The sequence below is a fragment of the Streptomyces sp. NPDC002886 genome (assembly GCF_042888445.1).
Classification (GTDB): domain Bacteria; phylum Actinomycetota; class Actinomycetes; order Streptomycetales; family Streptomycetaceae; genus Streptomyces.
On record NZ_JBIAPV010000008.1, the window covers coordinates 201,149 to 218,125 of the forward strand.

A 16,977-nucleotide genomic window follows, 5' to 3' on the forward strand; every position below is an offset into this window, starting at 1 on the left:
ATATGTAGGGTGTCCGTCATGAGCGTCATGAACGACGAGTCCGGTGAGTCCGGCGAGTCCGGTGGGCGAAGGATCGACACCCGGGAGGCGGCCCGGCTGCTGGGGGTGAAGCCCGCGACCGTGTACGCGTACGTCAGCCGCGGTCAGCTCACGAGCCGCCGCGACCCGGTCGGGCGCTCCAGCAGTTTCGACGCCCGCGAGGTGGAGGCCCTGGCAGCGCGCAGTCGGCGCGAGGCGGCGGGTCCCCCCGGGGGCGCCGCGTCCGCCTCCGCCGGCGAGCTCTCCGTCCGCACCGCGCTCACCCTCATCGAGTCCGGCCGCTACTACTTCCGTGGCGTCGACGCCGTGGAGCTGGCCTCGCGGTACCGCTACGAGGAGGTCGCCGAGTGGCTCTGGACGGGGACCCTGGTGTCCGGGGCCCGGTTCACCGCTCCCCCGGAGTCCCTCGCCGCGGCCCGGCGCGCGGTCGCCGCGCTGCCCGAGCACAGCGGTCCGATCGACCGGCTGCGGGTGGCCGTCGCCGCCGCGGCGGTCGCGGACCCGCTCCGCTTCGACCTGTCCAAACCGTCCGTACTGGGCTCCGCTCGCTCCCTGATCCCCACCCTGGTCGGCGCCCTGCCCGAGGTGGGCCCGGCGCAGTGGGGCGGGGACGGCCGCCTCTCCCGGCAGCTGTGGCCCCGGCTCTCCGCCCTGGACCCCGATCCCGACGCGCTGGCCGTACTGGACCTGGCCCTGGCCCTGCTGACGGACCACGACCTGGCCGCCTCGACCCTGGCCGTACGGGTGGCCGCGTCGGCGCGCGCGCATCCGTACGCGGTGGTCTCGGCCGGGCTCGGCGCACTCGAAGGCCCCCTGCACGGAGCGGCCGGGCGGCTCGCGCACCGGATGCTGGTGGAGGTGCTGGAGCGCGGCGGGGCGGCCCCGGTGGTGGCGGAGTACCTGCGGGCCGGGCGCCGGGTGCCCGGGCTCGGGCACCGGCTGTACGAGGCCGAGGATCCGCGGGCGACGGCGCTGTTCGCGCGGCTGGAGCCGCTGGCACAGGCCGGGCCGGCGCTGGGCGCGGCGCGCCAGGTGGCCGCGGTGATGGCCCGGCACGGCGGCGGCCTGTACCCCAATGTGGACCTGGCGCTGGCGGTGCTGACGGTCTCGTGCGGGATGGCCCCGGAGGCCGGGGAGACCGTCTTCGCGGTGGCCCGTACGGCCGGGTGGATCGCGCACGCGCTGGAGGAGTACGAGGAGCGCCCGCTGCGGATGCGACCGAGTGGGCAGTACCACGGGCCCCGCCCGCCACAACCGTTGCCGTGACGGGCGGGGTGCCCCTGGGGGAGAACAGGTCGTGCCGACGGTCCGGCTGCGGCGTCAGGTCCGCAGCCAGACCGCCGCGTCCTGACCGAGCAGCCCGTCCGCACCCAGGGCGGAGCTGCTCAGCAGGAGGCTCGTGTGGGCCGGCAGCGGGACCGGCTCCGGGGACAGGTTGGCCACGCAGACCAGCCCGTCGGGGCGGGCGAAGGCGAGCACTCCGGCCGGCGCGGGCAGCCACTCCAGCGATCCGCCGCCGAAGCCGGCCGCGGCCCGGCGCAGGCCCAGTGCCGTCCGGTAGAGGGTGAGCATCGAGTCCGGATCCCCGGCCTGGCGGTCCGCGGCGTACGCCGGCCAGTCCGCGGGCTGGGGCAGCCAGGGCTCGTTCCAGGGCTCGGCGGTCCACGGCAGCGGGACCCGGCACCCGTCCCGGCCGGGGTCGGTGCCGCCGGACCGGAAGTGCATGGGGTCCTGGATCCGGCCGAGGGGGATGTCGGCCTCGGGAAGCCCCAGTTCCTCGCCCTGGTAGACGTAGACGGCGCCTGGCAGGGCGAGGCTCAACAGCGCGGCGGCGCGGGCCCGGCGGGTGCCGAGGGCCAGGTCGGCGGGGGTCCCGAAGGCCTTGGTGGCGAAGTCGAAGCCGGTGTCGGAGCGCCCGTAGCGGGTGACCGTGCGGGTCACGTCGTGGTTGCACAGCACCCAGGTGGCCGGGGCTCCGACGGGTGCGTGCTCGGCCAGGGTCTCCTCGATGGAGGTGCGCAGCCGGTCGGCGTCCCACGGGCAGCTGAGGAAGGAGAAGTTGAAGGCGGTGTGCAGTTCGTCGGGGCGCAGGTAGCGGGCGAACCGCTCGGAGTCCGGTAGCCACACCTCGCCCACGAAGATGCCCCCGTACTCGTCGGCGATGGCCCGCCACGAGCGGTAGATGGTGTGCAGGTCGTCGCGGTCGATGTACGGGTGCACCTCGCCGGGCCACGGCTCGGGCGAGCGGCCGGCCAGGTCGGGCAGGGCCGGGTCCTTGGCGAGCAGGGCCGCGGAGTCGATCCGTACGCCGGACACTCCGCGCTCGAACCAGAACCGCAGCACTTCCTCGTGTTCCCGGCGGACGGTGGGATGGTCCCAGTTGAGGTCGGGCTGCTCGGGCGTGAAGAGGTGCAGGTACCACTCCCCGTCCGGTACCCGCGTCCAGGTGGCGGCGCCGTTGAACTGCGAGGGCCAGTCCCCCGGCGGCAGTTCGCCGTGCTCCCCGCGGCCCGGGCGGAAGTGGAAGAGCTCCCGCTCGGGGCTGCCGGGGCCGGCGGCGAGGGCGGCCTTGAACCAGGCGTGCTGGTCGGACACGTGGTTCGGGACGATGTCGACAATGGTGCGGATGCCCAGCTCGCGGGCCTCGGCGATGAGCTTCTCGGCTTCGGCGAGGGTGCCGAAGGCGGGGTCGATGGTGCGGTAGTCGGCGACGTCGTAGCCGCCGTCGGCGAGCGGGGAGAGGTACCAGGGGGTGAACCACAGGGCGTCGACGCCCAGTTCGGAGAGGTAGGGGAGGCGGGCCCGGACGCCCGCGAGGTCACCGGTGCCGTCCCCGTCGCCGTCGGCGAAGCTCCTTACGTACACCTGGTAGATGGCGGCCGAGCGCCACCAGTCGGCGGCGTTTTCGGGCAGGGGAAAGTCAGCCACGGAGGGGTCCTTTCACGGCGTTCTTCTCACAGCGGTCTTTTCACGGGGGCGACCGGGCACGGCGGGGGTGCGGGGTGGTGCTCACCCCTTGAGGGAGCCTGCCGTCAGGCCGCTCATGATGTTGCGCTGGAAGATCAGGAAGATGATGAGGGTGGGCGCCGAGGCCATCGCGAGTGCGGCGACGAGATGGTTCTCGGGCACTCCCCGGGAGAGCGAGTAGATGCCGACGTTGAGCGTCTGCAGGGCCGGGTCGGGGAGGGTGAGCATGGGCCAGAGGAAGTCTTTCCAGACTCCGACGATGGCGAAGATCGACACGACGCCGAGGATCGGCCGGGACATCGGCAGGACCACGGACCGGAGGGTGCGCAGGGAGGAGGCGCCGTCGATGGACGCGGCGTCGAGGATCTCGCCCGGGATGGAGTCGAAGAATCGCTTCAGAAGGAAGATGTTGAAGGCGTTCGTGACCGAGGGCAGCCAGATCACCCAGGGCGTGTTGAGCAGGTTCCGCTGGATGAGCGGCATGTCCAGGACCGTGAGGTACTGCGGTACGACGAGGACGGTGGCCGGGATCATCAGCGTGGCCAGCATCATGCCGAGGACCGCCTTGCCGAAGACCGGCCGGAGCTTGGACAGCGAGTAGGCGGCGGCCACGTCGAGGACGAGCTGGAAGGCCAGGGCGCCGAACGCGTAGTAGAGGGTGTTGAACAGCAACTTGGCGAGGTCCATGACCTCCCAGGCCGCCGAGTAGTTGTCGGGGTGCAGGGAGTCCGGCACCACGGTCGGCGGGACCTGGGTGAACTCCGCCGTGGATTTCAGGCCGTTGACGACCATCCAGTAGAGGGGCCCGAGGAAGACGACCGTGAAGCCGATCACCACCAGGGCCAGGACGGTCCAGTAGACGGCCTTGCCCCGGGGACGGCCGAGCTGGGCCGGCGATATGAGCGTGCGCTCTGACATGTGAGGGTGCTCCCGTCAGTTCTCGTTGTCGCGGCTCAGCCGGACGTACACGGCGGAGAAGCCGGCGAGCAGGACGAGCAGGCACAGGCCCAGGGCCGCGGCGCCGCCGTACTGGTTGAAACTGAACGCGTACTGGTAGATGAGGACGACGACGGTGGTCGTCGACCCTTCGGGGCCGGCTCCGCCCGTGAGCATGAACGGCTCGACGAACACCTGCATCGTCGCGATGATCTGCATGAGCAGCATGAGCGAGAGGATGAGCTTGGTCTGCGGGATCGTGACGTACCAGATCTTGCGCAGCACCCCGGCTCCGTCGAGCTCGGCCGCTTCGTAGAGCTCTCCGGGGATGCCTTGGAGGGCTGCCAGGTAGATCAGGGTCGCGCCGCCCATGTTCATCCACGTGGAAGCGATGACGACGGAGAGCATCGCGGTATCGGTGGATTGCAGCCAGTCTTGCGCCGGCAGGTGCAGGAATTCCAGAATCCTGTTGAAGACCCCGTAACCGGGGTCGTAGAAGTACTTGAAGAGCAGGATCGAGGCCACCGGCGGCATCATCACCGGGAGGTAGACCAGCAGGCGCAAGTAACCCTGCGCGTGCCGGAATTCGTTGAGCACGATCGAGACCACGAACGGCACGGCGAAGCCGAGTACCAGCGCGAGCCCGCTGAAGAGGAGGGTGTTGCGCCAGGCCTGCCAGAACGTCGGATCGTTGAAGACGTAGCGGAAATTGTCCCAGCCGACCCAGTGGACGGCTCCGCCCTCGGTCTTCTGGAAGGCCAGCAGGAACTCCCGGACCATCGGGTACCAGGAGAAGAAGGAGAAGCAGAGGACGGCGCCGATCAGAAAGCCGTGGGCCGAGAGGTTCCGCTTGAACGCCCGGAGGAATTCCTCACGAGAGGTACCGGGCAGGGTGGGAGCCGACATCGCCGCTCGCTCCTTGGTGGTCGTCGCCATCGGTTTGCTGGGGTACGGGGTCTGCGGGCGGGTCCGGGCCGGGGAGGCCGCCCGGACCTCCCCCGGCCAGGACACGCGCCCCGGGACCGCTACTGGTTGGCCAGCACCTGGTTGACGGCCTTCTCGGCCTCCGCGAGGAGCTGCGCCGAATCGGCGTCCTTGTTGGTCAGGACCCCCGACATCACCTTGTCGAGGACCTTGTAGACCTCCTGGGCCTTCGCCGGCTCGGCCTTGCCGGCCACCGGGTTGTCCAGGAAGGACTTGAAGTTGACGACCGGCATGGTGGCGCTGGCGGCCTTCAGCTCGTCGTCCTTGGCCTTGCTGGCACCGGTGAAGAAGGCGGGCTGCGGAAGCCCGACCGGCAGGCCGTCGGCCTTGGAACGGTCGTACTGGAACTGCCCCTTGCCGACCGCGAGCGTCTTGAAGTTCAGCCAGGCGATGGCCGCCTTGATCTTGTCCGGCGAGCTGCCCTTCTTGATCATGTAGCCGTTGCCGCCGGCCAGCGTCGCGGCGCCGCCGGGGATGGGGCCCATGCCGAAGTTCTCGTACTTGCCGGCGAGCTGCTGGACCATGTAGGTGATGTCGTCGGGCGCGGCGAGGAACATACCGAGCTTGTCCGAGGCCATCTGCTTCTGCAGGTCACCCCACTTGAGCAGCTGGGTCTTGCCCATGCTGTCGTCTTCCCAGCGCATGGCCTTGAGGTTGTCGACGACCTGCTTGCCGGTCGCGTTGTTGAAGGCCGCCTTGCCGTCGGCTCCGACCACGTCGCCGCCCAGGCCGTACATGGCGGCCGTGAAGTGCCAGCCGCCGGTGTTCTCAACGCTGTACTCGCCGTAGCCGGCGGTGCCGTTGCCGAGCGCCGCGATCTTCTTGGCGGCCGCGCGGACCTCGTCCCAGGTGCGCGGGGGCTGGTCGGGGTTGAGCCCCGCCTGCGTGAAGAGCTTGCGGTTGATCAGCAGGCCCATCGTGTAGTTGCTGGTGGGCAGGCCGTAGAGCTTGCCGTCCTGCTTCAGGGTGTTGACGACGTTCTTGTCGATGTCGTCGATGCCCGGAACCGTCTTGGCCGTGACGTACGCGGAGATGTCCTCGGCGCCGTCGTTGTCGAGGACCTGCTTGAGGTCCGTGAAGTAGGCGTAGAAGACGTCCGGCTGCGACTTGGCCTTGAGCATCGCGGTGAACCGCGGGGGCTCCAGGCACTGGCCGGGGGTGGAGCGGCCTTCGATCGTGACGTTCGGGTAGGTCTTGTTGAACTCCGCCACGTCCTCCTTCCACTGCTTGAGCTCCGCCTTCTTCGCGGCGGGCGGCATGCAGTCCATGGAGATGGTGACCTTGGTCTTGGGGTCGAGCGGTGCGGAAACGTCCGAGGAACCGCCGGACGGCTGCTCCTTGGGGTCGTCTCCGTCGCTGCTCGTGCCACAGGCCGCGAGGGCGGTGACGGCGAGCGCCGAGACGAGGGCGGTCGCGGTGGTGCGGCGGATGTTGGTTCTCATCGGTGGTCCCCTTCGAGCATCGAGCAGGAGGCGTGGGGCGTGTAAGGAGGCGAGCGCGGCACACTCAACCACCACCGACAGATGAACGCAATATCTCGCGCAGATTTCGCAAGAGATTGGCAGTAGGACGCCGGACTGCCCGGATCTCGAACGCAAAACAGGGCCCCGGAACGTCGGTGAGACGTTGCGGGGCCCTGTGGCCGGGGGTTGAACTCGGTGGAGCCCTGTGGGGCGTTACGCCGGACGGGGGCGCGGAACCTGCGCGGTGGAGCCGCGCACGACGAGCTCGGGCTCGAAGAGCAGCTCTCCGGGCTGCACGGCGGCCCCCTGGATCTGCGCGGTGAGCAGCTCCACGGCGGCCCTGCCCATGGCCTCGATGGGCTGCCGGACGGTGGTCAGCGGGGGCTCGGTGCAGTTCATGAAGGCCGAGTCGTCGTACCCGACGACGGAGACCTCGCCGGGCACGTCCAGCCCGCGCCGGCGGGCCGCCCTGATGGCCCCCAGGGCCAGCGGGTCGCTCGCGCAGATGATGCCGGTCACCCCGCGGTCGAGCAGCCTCGAGGTGGCCGCGTGGCCGCCCTCCAGGGAGAACAGCGCCCGTTCCACGTGCGCGGCGGGCAGCTCCGTACCGGCCGCCGCCGCGACCGCCTGGGCGGCCACCAGCTTGCGCAGGGAGGGGATGTGGTCGGGCGGGCCCAGCACCAGCCCGATGCGCTCGTGGCCGAGGGAGGCCAAGTGGCGCCAGGCCTGTTCGACCGCGACGGCGTCGTCGCAGGAGACGCACGGGAAGCCGAGGTCCTCTATCGAGGCGTTGATCAGCACCACCGGGACCTTGCGGTCGTGGAGCAGCCGGTAGTGCTCGTGCGGGGCGTCGGCCTGCGCGAAGAGCCCGCCGGCGAAGACGACGCCGGACACCTGCTGCTGGAGCAGGAGCTCGACGTAATCCGCCTCGGAGACCCCTCCGGTGGTCTGCGTGCAGAGCACCGGGGTCAGCCCCTGCTGGGCCAGCGCCCCGCCGATCACCTCGGCGAAGGCAGGGAAGATCGGGTTCTGGAGTTCCGGCAGGACCAGGCCGACCAGCCGCGCCCGTTCGCCGCGCAGCTGGGTGGGGCGCTCGTAGCCGAGGACGTCCAGGGCGGTGAGCACGGACTGGCGGGTTGTCTCCGAGACGCCCGGCTTGCCGTTGAGCACCCGGCTGACCGTTGCCTCGCTGACCCCCACCTTCTTCGCCACTTGAGCAAGTCGTCGCGTCATGAGCGCAAGAGTAGCGCAAACAATGCAAGTTCCTTGCAGTTCGATTACGGCCAGTTTGGCCCATCGGAAACCGGCGCGGAACCCCCCGTGTCCCACCGGCCTCGGCCGGCTTCCGGGCGGCGAGCACACGGGCGGGGGCACGGGCGAGCGGCGGGGCACCCCGAAGGGATGCCCCGCCGCCCTCTGCGCCCTGGACCGGCCGCCCGCTACGGCAGCTGGTTGATCTTGAACGTCGAGGTCGTGTTGCGCACGTCCACGGCGTTGTCGCTCATCCTCAGGTTCTGGATGGTGACCTCACCCACCGCCGGCCCTTGTCCCGCCTCGGGCATCTCGTTCGCCCAGAGACCGAATCCGGACTTGGCGTCGAAGGCGTCACCGCTCTTCTTCGCCCCCGTGATGGTGATGTCCTTCAGGATGGTGTCCTTGATGGGATTGACCGGCTGGCCGCCGACGTACTGCGTCTGGAACATGATTCCGCTGTAGGTCGGATCGACGATGTCGACGTTGTTGATGCGGATTCCCTGGAACACCTTGGAAGCCGAGAAGATCCAGATTCCGGGGAAGGTCTGCGCCCCCCAGAAATGGCCTCCGGCCCGGACGATCGAGATGTTCTCGAAGAGCGTCGGGTCGGTCCCGAATCCGTTCATCGGATACCCGAAGTCCAACGAGCTGATGGTGATGCCCGAGTAGACGAGGATGTCGGCGATGTAGATGTTGCGGAAGGTGTTGTTGAAGCCGCCGTAGACGGCGACACCGGCCGCGCGCCAGGTCAGGATGGCGCTCAGGTTCTCGTAGACGTTGTTCTTCATGTCCGCGCCGCCCGCGTCGATGGCGGAGAACAGCGCGAAGCTGTCGTCACCCGTGGAACGGGCCTCGATGTTGGCCACGAGGTTGTCCGTGCTGCCGTTGGTCATGTTGATGCCGTCGGCGAAGGTGTCGCGGATCCGGGAGTTCTTGATCGTGATCCGGTCGGTGTTGGCGCCCCAGTAGAGGCACACCTGGTGTTCGTTCCAGACGTTGTCGATGGTCATGTCGGTCACGTTGGCGAAGTCGAAGACCTTGCCCGGACCGTCGATGCGCGAGGTGTAGTTGCCGAAGTAGGCGAACCCCGTGAAGGACGAGCCCTTCGCGGTGCCCTCCGCGCGCCAGCCGTTGTCGGTGTTGTCCTGCGAGGACGGGGCGTGGAAGCGGGTGAACCACGGTCCGGCGCCGACGACCTGCACGGCCTTCCCGTACACCTGGAACTTGCTCGCCGTGTCGTAGTCGCCCGGCGGCAGGTAGACGCCCACGAGCTTGCCCGTGGTGTCCATGCGGACCTTGTCCAGGGCGTTCTGCACGTCCTGGTGGGTGAAGCCGGCGGGCACCGCGTAGGTCGCCGGGTCGGGGTTGGCGATCACCGTGGCCTGTTCCAGGCTCACGAAGTCGATCGCGTAGGTGGTGGTGTTCGCCGCGTCCTTCTGGAGGCGGATCTTGCTGCCCGCCGGGACGGTCTCGCCGAGGAGGATGTTCGCCTCGTCGTAGATGTGCCGCGGGGCACCGGCGCTCGGGGCGTTGCCCGGTCCGGCCTCGGCCCCGTAGAGCCAGGCGTACTTCGAGGTCAGCGGCAGGGCCTTCTTCAGGACGCCGTTGACGTAGACGTTGATGGTGGAGTCGATGCCGCCGCCGCCCGGGGCGTCCGGGATGGAGAAGCGGGTGACCAGGGTGTTGGTCGCGGCCCGGGTGGTGAACTCGACGTACTCGCCCGTCGCGTCCAGGTTCACGGCCTTGCGGCCCGAGGCCTCGCCCGCGATGTCGCCGACGGTCCGGTTGGGGCCGACCACGTTGGCTCCGCCACCGACGACGCCGTCCTCGGCCTCGTAGGTGTCGAAGGGCATGTTCGCCCCGCGGCCGACGAAGAAGGGCTTGCTGGAGGTGTTGTTGGCGCGCTTGACCGGCAGTTCGTTGGCATCGTCGGCGAGGACCACCTTGACGGTGTACTTGCCGTTGGCCGCGGTCCAGTTGCCGAGTGCGATCGGCGCCGAGGAGGCACCGGCCGCGAGGGCGCCGCTGAAGGATCCGGTCAGCGTACGGATGGTCGCGCCACCCGCGTCCTGCAGCGTGAGGGTGACGTTGTGGGTGCCCGCCGCGGCGGCCACGGTGCCCTGGTTCTTGACCGTGACGGAGAAGCCCACGGACTGACCGGCGGACGGGGCGCTCGGCGACCACCCGACGGAGGAGGCCACCAGGTCGGAACTGTCGACCGGGCGGACCACCAGCGGGGAGCCGGTGAGGCTGTTGTTGGTGTCGTTCTGCTCGACGACCGTGTTGGCCTCGTCGACGATCGCGCTCAGCGGGTAGCTGCCCGCGTCGCGCGGTCCGATGGCGGCCGTGACGGTGGCCGAGGCGCCCGCGGCCAGCGCGGGCACGGTGGCGGAGGCGATCTTCGAGCCGCCGAGCTGGAAGGAGACGGAGGTCGCCGGCGCCGCGGCCGGGCCGGTGTTCTTGACGGTGGCGGACAGGGTGACGGAGTCCGACTCGACCGGGGCGGCCGGACTGGCGCTCACCGCGGTGACCTGGAGGTCCGGGTTGGGCGCCGCGACCCCCATGACCTGGAACTCGGCGATCTGGCCGTTGGAGGAGCCGGTGTTGGAGGTGAAGCGCAGCTGCACGTCCGCGACCCGGGCGCCGACCGGGATGGTGACGGTGTTGGAGCCGGAGGCCGGGTTGAAGACGTAGTCCTTGGCGGCCACCAGGCCGGTGACGCCCGAGGCGCTCTGCTCGCGGCCGAGCACCTGGATGTTCTGGGTGCGGGTGCCCCAGCTGCTGTCCGGGTTGAGCTTGAGGACCAGGCGGTCGACGTCGGCGTTGGCGCCGAGCTTGACGGTCAGGGTGCTCGGGTAGGCACCGCCGGCGCCCTCCCAGTAGGTGGAGGTGCTGTTGTCGTTGGCGTTCTCCGCGACGAAGGTGTGGATCACGGAAGAGCCCTCGATGGGCTTGCCGACGGCCAGGTTGGAGCCGCCCGTACCGCCGCTGCCGTTGCGGGTCACGGAGTTGCTGTCGCCGGAGCGGTTGCCCGCCGCGTCCTTGGCCCGCACGAAGTAGCTCACGGTGGCGGTGGCCGGCTGGGTGTCGGTGTAGGTGGTGACGTTGCCCGCGACCGTGGTGAGCAGGACGTTGTTGGCGAACACCTCGTAGCCGGTGACGCCGGTGTTGTCGGTGGAGGCCTGCCAGGCCAGCTTGATCTGCCCGGCGGCCGGCTCGGTGAAGGTCAGGGCGCCCGGGATGGTCGGGGCCTGGGTGTCACCGGTGTCGCCGGCCCGGGTGACGCTGTTGCTGTTCCCGGACTGGTTGCCGGCCGCGTCCTTGGCCCGGACGTAGTAGGTCACGCTCGCGGAGACCGGCTGGGTGTCGGTGTAGGTGGTGACGTTGCCCGCGACGCTGGTGCGCAGCTGGTTGTTGGCGTAGACGTCGTACCCGGTGACGCCCGTGTTGTCGGTGGCGGCGGTCCAGGTCAGCTTGATCTGGCCCGTGGCGGGCTCGGTGTAGGCGAGCGCCGTCGGGGCTGTCGGGGCCTGGGTGTCGCCGGTCGTCGGGCCGTAGATCTCCAGCTCGGAGAGCTGCCCGCCGGGCTGTACGGAGTTGGACGCTATCCACACCCGTACGTAGCGGGTGGTGGTGGCGTCGAAGGTGATGCTCACCGTGTTGCCGCCGGCGGGGCTGAAGTCGTACCCCTTGGACGCCGTCAGGTCGAGGTAGTCCGTGCCGTTGGCGCTGCCCTGGATCTTGAGGGTCTGGGTGCGGGCGCCCCAGTTCTCGGGGAGCTTGAGGACCACGCGGTCCACGCGGACGGAGGAGCCGAGGTCGGCCTGGAGCCACTGGGGCATGGCGTTGTTGACGCTCTCCCAGTAGCTGGCGGCGTTGCCGTCGTTGGCGTTGCCCGGTACGTAGACCTGGGTGTTACTGCTCGCGGTGAGCGTCTTGCCGAGGGCCAGGTTGGTCCCGGACTCACCGGGGGCGCGGACCTCCAGCTCGGAGAGCTGGGCGGCCTGCCAGCCGGTGTTGGCGGTGATGTCGATCCGCACGTACCGGGCCTGGGTGGCCGGGAAGCCGATGGTGACCACGTTTCCGGCGCCCTGGCCGAAGGTGTAGGTCGCCGAGCTCACGAGGGTGCTGAAGCTGGTGCCGTCGGCGCTGCCCTGGACGGACAGGGTCTGGTTGCGGCTCTCCCAGGAGGCGGGGAGCTTGAGCACCACCTGGTCGACGCGGGTGGTGGCTCCGAGGTCGGTCTGCACCCATTGCGGGAGGGTGCTGCCGGCGCTCTCCCAGTACGAGGACTGGTTGCCGTCGGTGACGTTGGCGGCGGCGTAGGCGCCGTTGGTACTGCTCGCGGCGGCGGGCCTGCCTGCCGAGACGCTCGGTCCGCCGGCGGCCACGGCGGTCAGAGCGGGCCAGCCCAGCATCAGCAGGGCCGTGCTGATCAAGGCGGCCAGGGTCCGCCATCTCCAGTTGTGCCTTCTCATATGTCCTCGTCCCTCGACATGAACTTTCTGAACCATGGGAGATAGGAATTTGCGATGTTCGGTGCGAGAGTTGCAGAGCTTTGCCGAGTCGTCTACATCCCTGACAGCACTTTTATGCCTTCATCACTTGCGCAAGCTGGGCGCAAATAACGCAAGCGATTTGCGTGAGGGGGCCACATTCCGCTTACGTCCGAATCGCCCTACCGTTCGTACTCATGCAGTCCCCGCGGTTCCTCCCCATGAGCGCTCGGCGCCTCGGGCTGCCCAGACGGGCCGCCTCGCAGATCCTGCTGACCCAGCTGGCGATCGCCGCCGGGGTCCTCGCGCTGGCCACCGGCCTGTTCCTGGCCCCGCTGAGCGCGCAGCTCGACGACCAGGCCATGCGGCGCGCCCTGGCCATCGCCCAGAGCGCCGCGGCCGACCCCTCCCTGGCCGCCGGCCTCCTCGGCTCGGCGCCCTCGCCCGACAGCCCCGTACAGGCCGCCGCGGAGCGGATCCGCTCGGCCACGGGCGCCGAGTACGTGGTGGTCATGGACCTGGACGGCATCCGCCGCTCGCACCCGAGCCCCGACCGCGTCGGGCGGCCCGTCTCCACCGACCCCCGCGACGTGCTGGCCGGCCGCCCGGTCATGGAGATCGACGACGGCACCCTGGGCCGTTCCGCGCGCGGCAAGGTCCCCCTGCTCGCCGCCGACGGCGAGGTCGTCGGCGCCGTCTCGGTCGGCATCGCCTACGACAGCGTCCAGGGCCGTCTGCTCGGCGCCATCCCGGGCCTGCTCGCGTACGCGGGCGGCGCCCTGGCGGCGGGCGCTCTCGCCGCCTACCTGCTCTCGCGCAGGATCCACCGGCAGACCCGCGACCTGGCCTTCTCGGATATCGCGGGCCTGCTCGCCGAACGCGAGGCGATGCTGCACTCCATCCGGGAAGGTGTGATCGCCCTCGACCGGACCGGCCGGATCCGGCTGGTCAACGACGAGGCGGCCCGGCTGCTCGGCCTCGCCCCCGAGGCCGCCGGCGCCGTCGCGGGGCGCGCTCTGGACGAGGTGCTCGGCGCGGGCCGCACCACCGACGTCCTCACCGGCCGGGTCACCGGCCGCGACCTGCTCACCGTGCAGGGCCCCCGGGTGCTGGTCGCCAACCGGATGCCCACCGAGGACGGCGGAGCCGTGGCCACCCTGCGCGACCGCACCGAGCTGGAGCACCTGGGCCGCGAACTCGACTCCACCAAGGGCCTGATCGACGCCCTGCGCGCTCAGGACCACGAACACGCCAACCGGCTCCACACCCTCCTCGGGCTCCTGGAACTGGGCCTGTACGAGGAAGCCGTGGAGTTCGTCACGGAGGTGGTCGGCGTGCACCGCAGCACCGCCGAGCAGGTCACCGAGAAGGTGCACGACCCCCTGCTCGCCGCCCTGCTGATGGGCAAGACCACGGTGGCGGCGGAGCGGGGCGTCCCCCTGCGGCTGGCCGATTCCGCACTGCTGCCCGACCGCCTCGTCGACCCTGGGGGTCTGGTCACCATCCTCGGCAACCTGGTCGACAACGCGCTGGACGCCGCCGTCGGTTCGGCCGCGCCGCTGGTCGAGGTCGACATCCGGGCGGACGGCCGCACCGCGGTCCTGCGGGTCCGCGACAGCGGCCCCGGCGTCCCGGTGGCACGCCGCGAGGAGATCTTCACCGAGGGCTGGTCGACCAAGGAGCCCCAGGCCGGCGGCGCCCACCGCGGACGCGGGCTCGGTCTCGCCCTGGTCCGGCGCCTGGCCGAACGGCAGGGCGGCACGGTCCGGGCCGGCGACGCGACCGGCGGCGGAGCGGAATTCTCCGTCGTGCTCCCGGAGGCCCTGCGATGAACGATGCCGGCCGGCCCGGGACATCCGAGGCAGCCGGGATGTCCGGGGCCTTCGACGTCCTGGTCGTCGACGACGACCTGCGCGTAGCCCGGATCAACGCGGCCTACGTGGCCAAGGTCCCCGGCTTCCGCGTCGCGGCCCAGGCCCATTCCGCGGCGGAGGCACTGGCGCTCCTCGACTCCCGCCCCGTGGACCTCATCCTCCTCGACCACTACCTCCCCGACGAGAACGGCCTCGACCTGGTCAGGCGCCTGCGCGAACGCGGCCACCGCACCGACGTGATCATGGTGACCGCCGCCCGGGACCTGGCCACCGTCCAGGCCGCCATGCGTCTCGGCGCCCTCCAGTACCTGGTCAAACCCTTCACCTTCGCGGGCCTGCGCGCCCGCCTGGAGGCCTACGCGGCCCTACGGCGCACCCTGGACACGGGCGGCGAGGCCGAGCAGTCCGAGGTCGACCGGATTTTCGGCGCCCTCGCCGCGGCCGGCGCCGACGCCCCGAGCGATCTCCCCAAGGGCCACTCCCCCACCACCGCCGACCTGGTCCGCGGCATCCTGCGCGCGGCCGAAGGCCCGCTCTCCACCCAGCAGATCGCCGACCGCGCGGGCATCAGCCGCCAGACCGCCCAGCGCTACCTCAAGCTCCTCGACCGCGCCGGCCGCGTGGTCCTCGCCCTGCGGTACGGCGAGACGGGCCGCCCCGAACACCGATACGCCTGGCGTCCGCCCACGACCGGCTGACACCGCCCGGCCGACCATCCGCCCGCAGGCCCGACCGACCGACCGGCCAGCCAGCCGACCTCCCGGCCGATCCCGCTCCCCCGTCGCGCCGGCCCTACACCGCCCCGGCCCCCGTCAGGGCGCGGACCTCGGTCTCCGCGTGCCGCCGCTCGTCCGGCTCCTCCGCCGAGGTCACGGTGCCCAGCCAGCCCGCCAGGAAGCCCAGCGGGATGGACACGATGCCCGGGTTCTGGAGCGGGAAGAACTGGAAGTCCACGCCCGGGAAGAGGGATTCGGGGCTGCCCGAGACCACCGGAGACAGGGCCACCAGCAGCACGGCCGGGAGCAGTCCCCCGTACACCGACCAGACGGCGCCCCGCGTGGTGAAGCCGCGCCAGAACAGCGAGTACAGGAGCACCGGCAGGTTCGCCGAGGCCGCCACCGCGAAGGCCAGACCCACGAGGAAGGCCACGTTCAGGTCCTGGGCGAGCAGACCGAGCGCGATCGCCACCGCCCCGATCCCGACCGCCGCCGTCCTCGCCACCGCCACCTCGCTGCGCTGGCGGGCGTGGCGGCGCTTGAGCGAGGCGTACAGGTCGTGGGCGACGGAGGCCGACGAGGCGAGGGTGATCCCCGCGACCACCGCGAGGATGGTCGCGAAGGCGATGGCCGCCACGAAGGCGAACAGCACCGCCCCGCCGGTCGAGTCGGCCCCGCCGCCCAGGAAGGCCGCGAGCAGCGGAACCGCCGTGTTCCCCGAGGCGTTGGAGGCCCTGACCTCCTGCGGCCCGAGCAGCGCCGCCGCGCCGAAACCGAGCACGATGGTCATCAGGTAGAAGCCGCCGATCAGCCCGATCGCCCACACCACCGACCGGCGGGCCGCCCGCGCCGTGGGCACCGTGTAGAAGCGGGACAGGATGTGCGGCAGCCCGGCCGTCCCCAGGACCAGGGCGAGCCCGAGGCTCATGAAATCGAAGCGGGCCGTCCAGTCGCCGCCGTACTTGAGCCCGGGGCCCAGGAACCGGTCGCCGTGCCCGCTGCGCTCGGCCGCGGTGCTGAGCAGCTGGTCGAAGTTCCCGTGGAAGCGCAGCAGTACGAGCACCGTCAGGGTGATCGCCCCGCCCATCAGCAGCACGGCCTTGACGATCTGGATCCAGGTGGTGGCCCGCATGCCGCCGAAGGACACGTAGATCACCATGAGCGCGCCGACCCCGATGACCGTCAGCGTCCGTGCGGCCCGGCCCGAATCGGCGAGCAGCAGGCCGACGAGGCTGCCGGCGCCGACCATCTGCGCGACGAGGTACAGCACGGAGACGACCACCGAGGAGGTCCCGGCCGCGATCCGCACCGGGCGTTCCTTCATCCGCGCGACGACCACGTCGGCGAGGGTGAACCGACCGCAGTTGCGGACGAGTTCGGCGACGAGGAACAGCACGACCAGCCAGGCGACGAGGAAGCCCACCGAGTACAGCAGGCCGTCGTAGCCGAAGAGGGCGATGAGGCCGGAGATGCCGAGGAAGGAAGCGGCGGACATGTAATCGCCGGCGATGGCGAAACCGTTCTCCATCGGGGAGAACAGCCGCCCGCCCGCGTAGAACTCCTCCGCCGAACCGTGCCGGTTGCGGCTCACCCAGGTGGTGATGCCGAGGGTGACGGCGATGAAGACGCTGAACAGGAGCAGCGCCAGGGTCTGGTGCTCGGTGGTCACCGGCCCGCCCCCCGTCCCCGGGTGCGCTCCCCGGCGTCCGCCCGGCGGACCTGCTCCTGCTCGAAGACCGTCCAGCGCAGGTCCAGCGCCGCGCGGTCGCGCCGCAGCCGGGCGTGACGGGCGTAGGCCCAGGTCAGCAGGAAGGTGCTGAGGAACTGCCCCAGGCCCGCGAGCAGGGCCACGTTGACGGACCCGAACACCGGCCGGGCCATCATCTCCGGCGCCGTGGTGGCGGCGATCACGTAGGCGACGTACCAGAGGAAGAAGCCGGCGGTCGCGGGGACGACGAACCTCCGGTAGCGGCCGCGCACCTCCTGGAAGGCCGCGCTGCGCTGCACTTCGAGGTAGATGTCGGAGGCAGCGCGCGCGGGCGCGCCACCCGGGGAGGAGTTCGGCGGTGACGTTTCCGCTCCGCCGCCCGCCGCTCCACCCGGCCCCTCGCCTACGCCGGCACCATCGCCCTCGCCCCAACCGACGGCCAGCGCGTCGTACCAGGGGTCGTCCAGCCGGATCGTTCCGGCATCACGACCTTCGTGCTTGTCCACCGAACTCTCCTTGTCCGCCGCCGCAGTGGCCGCG

11 protein-coding genes are annotated in these 16,977 nt (G+C 70.8%); 3 read left to right on the top strand and 8 right to left on the bottom strand.

Features of this window, described 5'->3' with window-relative positions:
• The first annotated feature begins 18 nt into the window (after positions 1-18).
• Positions 19-1,305, top strand: coding sequence for a citrate/2-methylcitrate synthase (locus ACFYYB_RS30715; RefSeq protein WP_389439291.1), 1,287 nt, complete (start codon positions 19-21; stop codon positions 1,303-1,305).
• A gap of 54 nt (positions 1,306-1,359) precedes the next feature.
• Here the strand turns inward: ACFYYB_RS30715 and ACFYYB_RS30720 are convergent, their stop codons facing one another.
• The 6 genes from ACFYYB_RS30720 to ACFYYB_RS30745 form a co-directional block, all read right to left on the bottom strand.
• Positions 1,360-2,967 (bottom strand): glycoside hydrolase family 13 protein, encoded by a 1,608-nt coding sequence (locus ACFYYB_RS30720; protein WP_389439293.1) that lies wholly within the window; start codon positions 2,965-2,967, stop codon positions 1,360-1,362.
• A gap of 81 nt (positions 2,968-3,048) precedes the next feature.
• Positions 3,049-3,924: a carbohydrate ABC transporter permease gene (locus tag ACFYYB_RS30725; RefSeq protein ID WP_327304169.1), complete on the bottom strand. Its 876-nt coding sequence runs from the start codon at positions 3,922-3,924 to the stop codon at positions 3,049-3,051.
• 15 nt (positions 3,925-3,939) lie between these two features.
• Positions 3,940-4,848 carry a sugar ABC transporter permease gene (locus ACFYYB_RS30730; protein WP_327304170.1) on the bottom strand — a complete coding sequence of 303 codons (909 nt, stop codon included), beginning with the start codon at positions 4,846-4,848 and terminating at the stop codon, positions 3,940-3,942.
• Positions 4,849-4,967: 119 nt separating this feature from the next.
• On the bottom strand, positions 4,968-6,368 hold the full coding sequence (locus tag ACFYYB_RS30735) for an ABC transporter substrate-binding protein (protein WP_389439296.1): 1,401 nt from the start codon (positions 6,366-6,368) through the stop codon (positions 4,968-4,970).
• Between the two features lie 234 nt (positions 6,369-6,602).
• Positions 6,603-7,622, bottom strand: a complete 1,020-nt coding sequence (locus ACFYYB_RS30740; RefSeq protein WP_389439299.1) for a LacI family DNA-binding transcriptional regulator — start codon at positions 7,620-7,622, stop codon at positions 6,603-6,605.
• 206 nt (positions 7,623-7,828) lie between these two features.
• Positions 7,829-12,121 carry a discoidin domain-containing protein gene (locus ACFYYB_RS30745; RefSeq protein ID WP_389439301.1) on the bottom strand — a complete coding sequence of 1,431 codons (4,293 nt, stop codon included), beginning with the start codon at positions 12,119-12,121 and terminating at the stop codon, positions 7,829-7,831.
• Positions 12,122-12,360: 239 nt separating this feature from the next.
• On the opposite strand from ACFYYB_RS30745, the gene ACFYYB_RS30750 reads away from it, so the two are divergent.
• Positions 12,361-13,971 carry an ATP-binding protein gene (locus ACFYYB_RS30750; protein WP_389439303.1) on the top strand — a complete coding sequence of 537 codons (1,611 nt, stop codon included), beginning with the start codon at positions 12,361-12,363 and terminating at the stop codon, positions 13,969-13,971.
• The gene (locus ACFYYB_RS30755) at positions 13,968-14,711 is read left to right on the top strand and encodes a response regulator (RefSeq protein ID WP_389439305.1); all 744 of its coding nucleotides are present in this window, start codon (positions 13,968-13,970) and stop codon (positions 14,709-14,711) included. The genes ACFYYB_RS30750 and ACFYYB_RS30755 overlap by 4 nt, the downstream gene beginning before the upstream one ends.
• A 94-nt stretch (positions 14,712-14,805) precedes the next feature.
• Here the strand turns inward: ACFYYB_RS30755 and ACFYYB_RS30760 are convergent, their stop codons facing one another.
• On the bottom strand, positions 14,806-16,398 hold the full coding sequence (locus ACFYYB_RS30760; RefSeq protein ID WP_389439307.1) for a cation acetate symporter: 1,593 nt from the start codon (positions 16,396-16,398) through the stop codon (positions 14,806-14,808).
• Entirely contained in the window at positions 16,395-16,943 is a 549-nt protein-coding gene (locus ACFYYB_RS30765) for a DUF485 domain-containing protein (RefSeq protein ID WP_327304177.1), read from the bottom strand. The genes ACFYYB_RS30760 and ACFYYB_RS30765 overlap by 4 nt, the downstream gene beginning before the upstream one ends.
• Positions 16,944-16,977: the final 34 nt, after the last annotated feature.

What these genes read in the sequence shown, in the direction of transcription:
- ACFYYB_RS30715 (WP_389439291.1), top strand. Translation starts at nt 19, where the DNA reads ATGAGCGTCATGAACGACGAGTCCGGTGAGTCCGGCGAGTCCGGTGGG.
- ACFYYB_RS30725 (WP_327304169.1), bottom strand. Translation starts at nt 3,924, where the DNA reads ATGTCAGAGCGCACGCTCATATCGCCGGCCCAGCTCGGCCGTCCCCGG.
- ACFYYB_RS30730 (WP_327304170.1), bottom strand. Translation starts at nt 4,848, where the DNA reads ATGTCGGCTCCCACCCTGCCCGGTACCTCTCGTGAGGAATTCCTCCGG.
- ACFYYB_RS30735 (WP_389439296.1), bottom strand. Translation starts at nt 6,368, where the DNA reads ATGAGAACCAACATCCGCCGCACCACCGCGACCGCCCTCGTCTCGGCG.
- ACFYYB_RS30740 (WP_389439299.1), bottom strand. Translation starts at nt 7,622, where the DNA reads ATGACGCGACGACTTGCTCAAGTGGCGAAGAAGGTGGGGGTCAGCGAG.
- ACFYYB_RS30745 (WP_389439301.1), bottom strand. Translation starts at nt 12,121, where the DNA reads ATGAGAAGGCACAACTGGAGATGGCGGACCCTGGCCGCCTTGATCAGC.
- ACFYYB_RS30750 (WP_389439303.1), top strand. Translation starts at nt 12,361, where the DNA reads ATGAGCGCTCGGCGCCTCGGGCTGCCCAGACGGGCCGCCTCGCAGATC.
- ACFYYB_RS30755 (WP_389439305.1), top strand. Translation starts at nt 13,968, where the DNA reads ATGAACGATGCCGGCCGGCCCGGGACATCCGAGGCAGCCGGGATGTCC.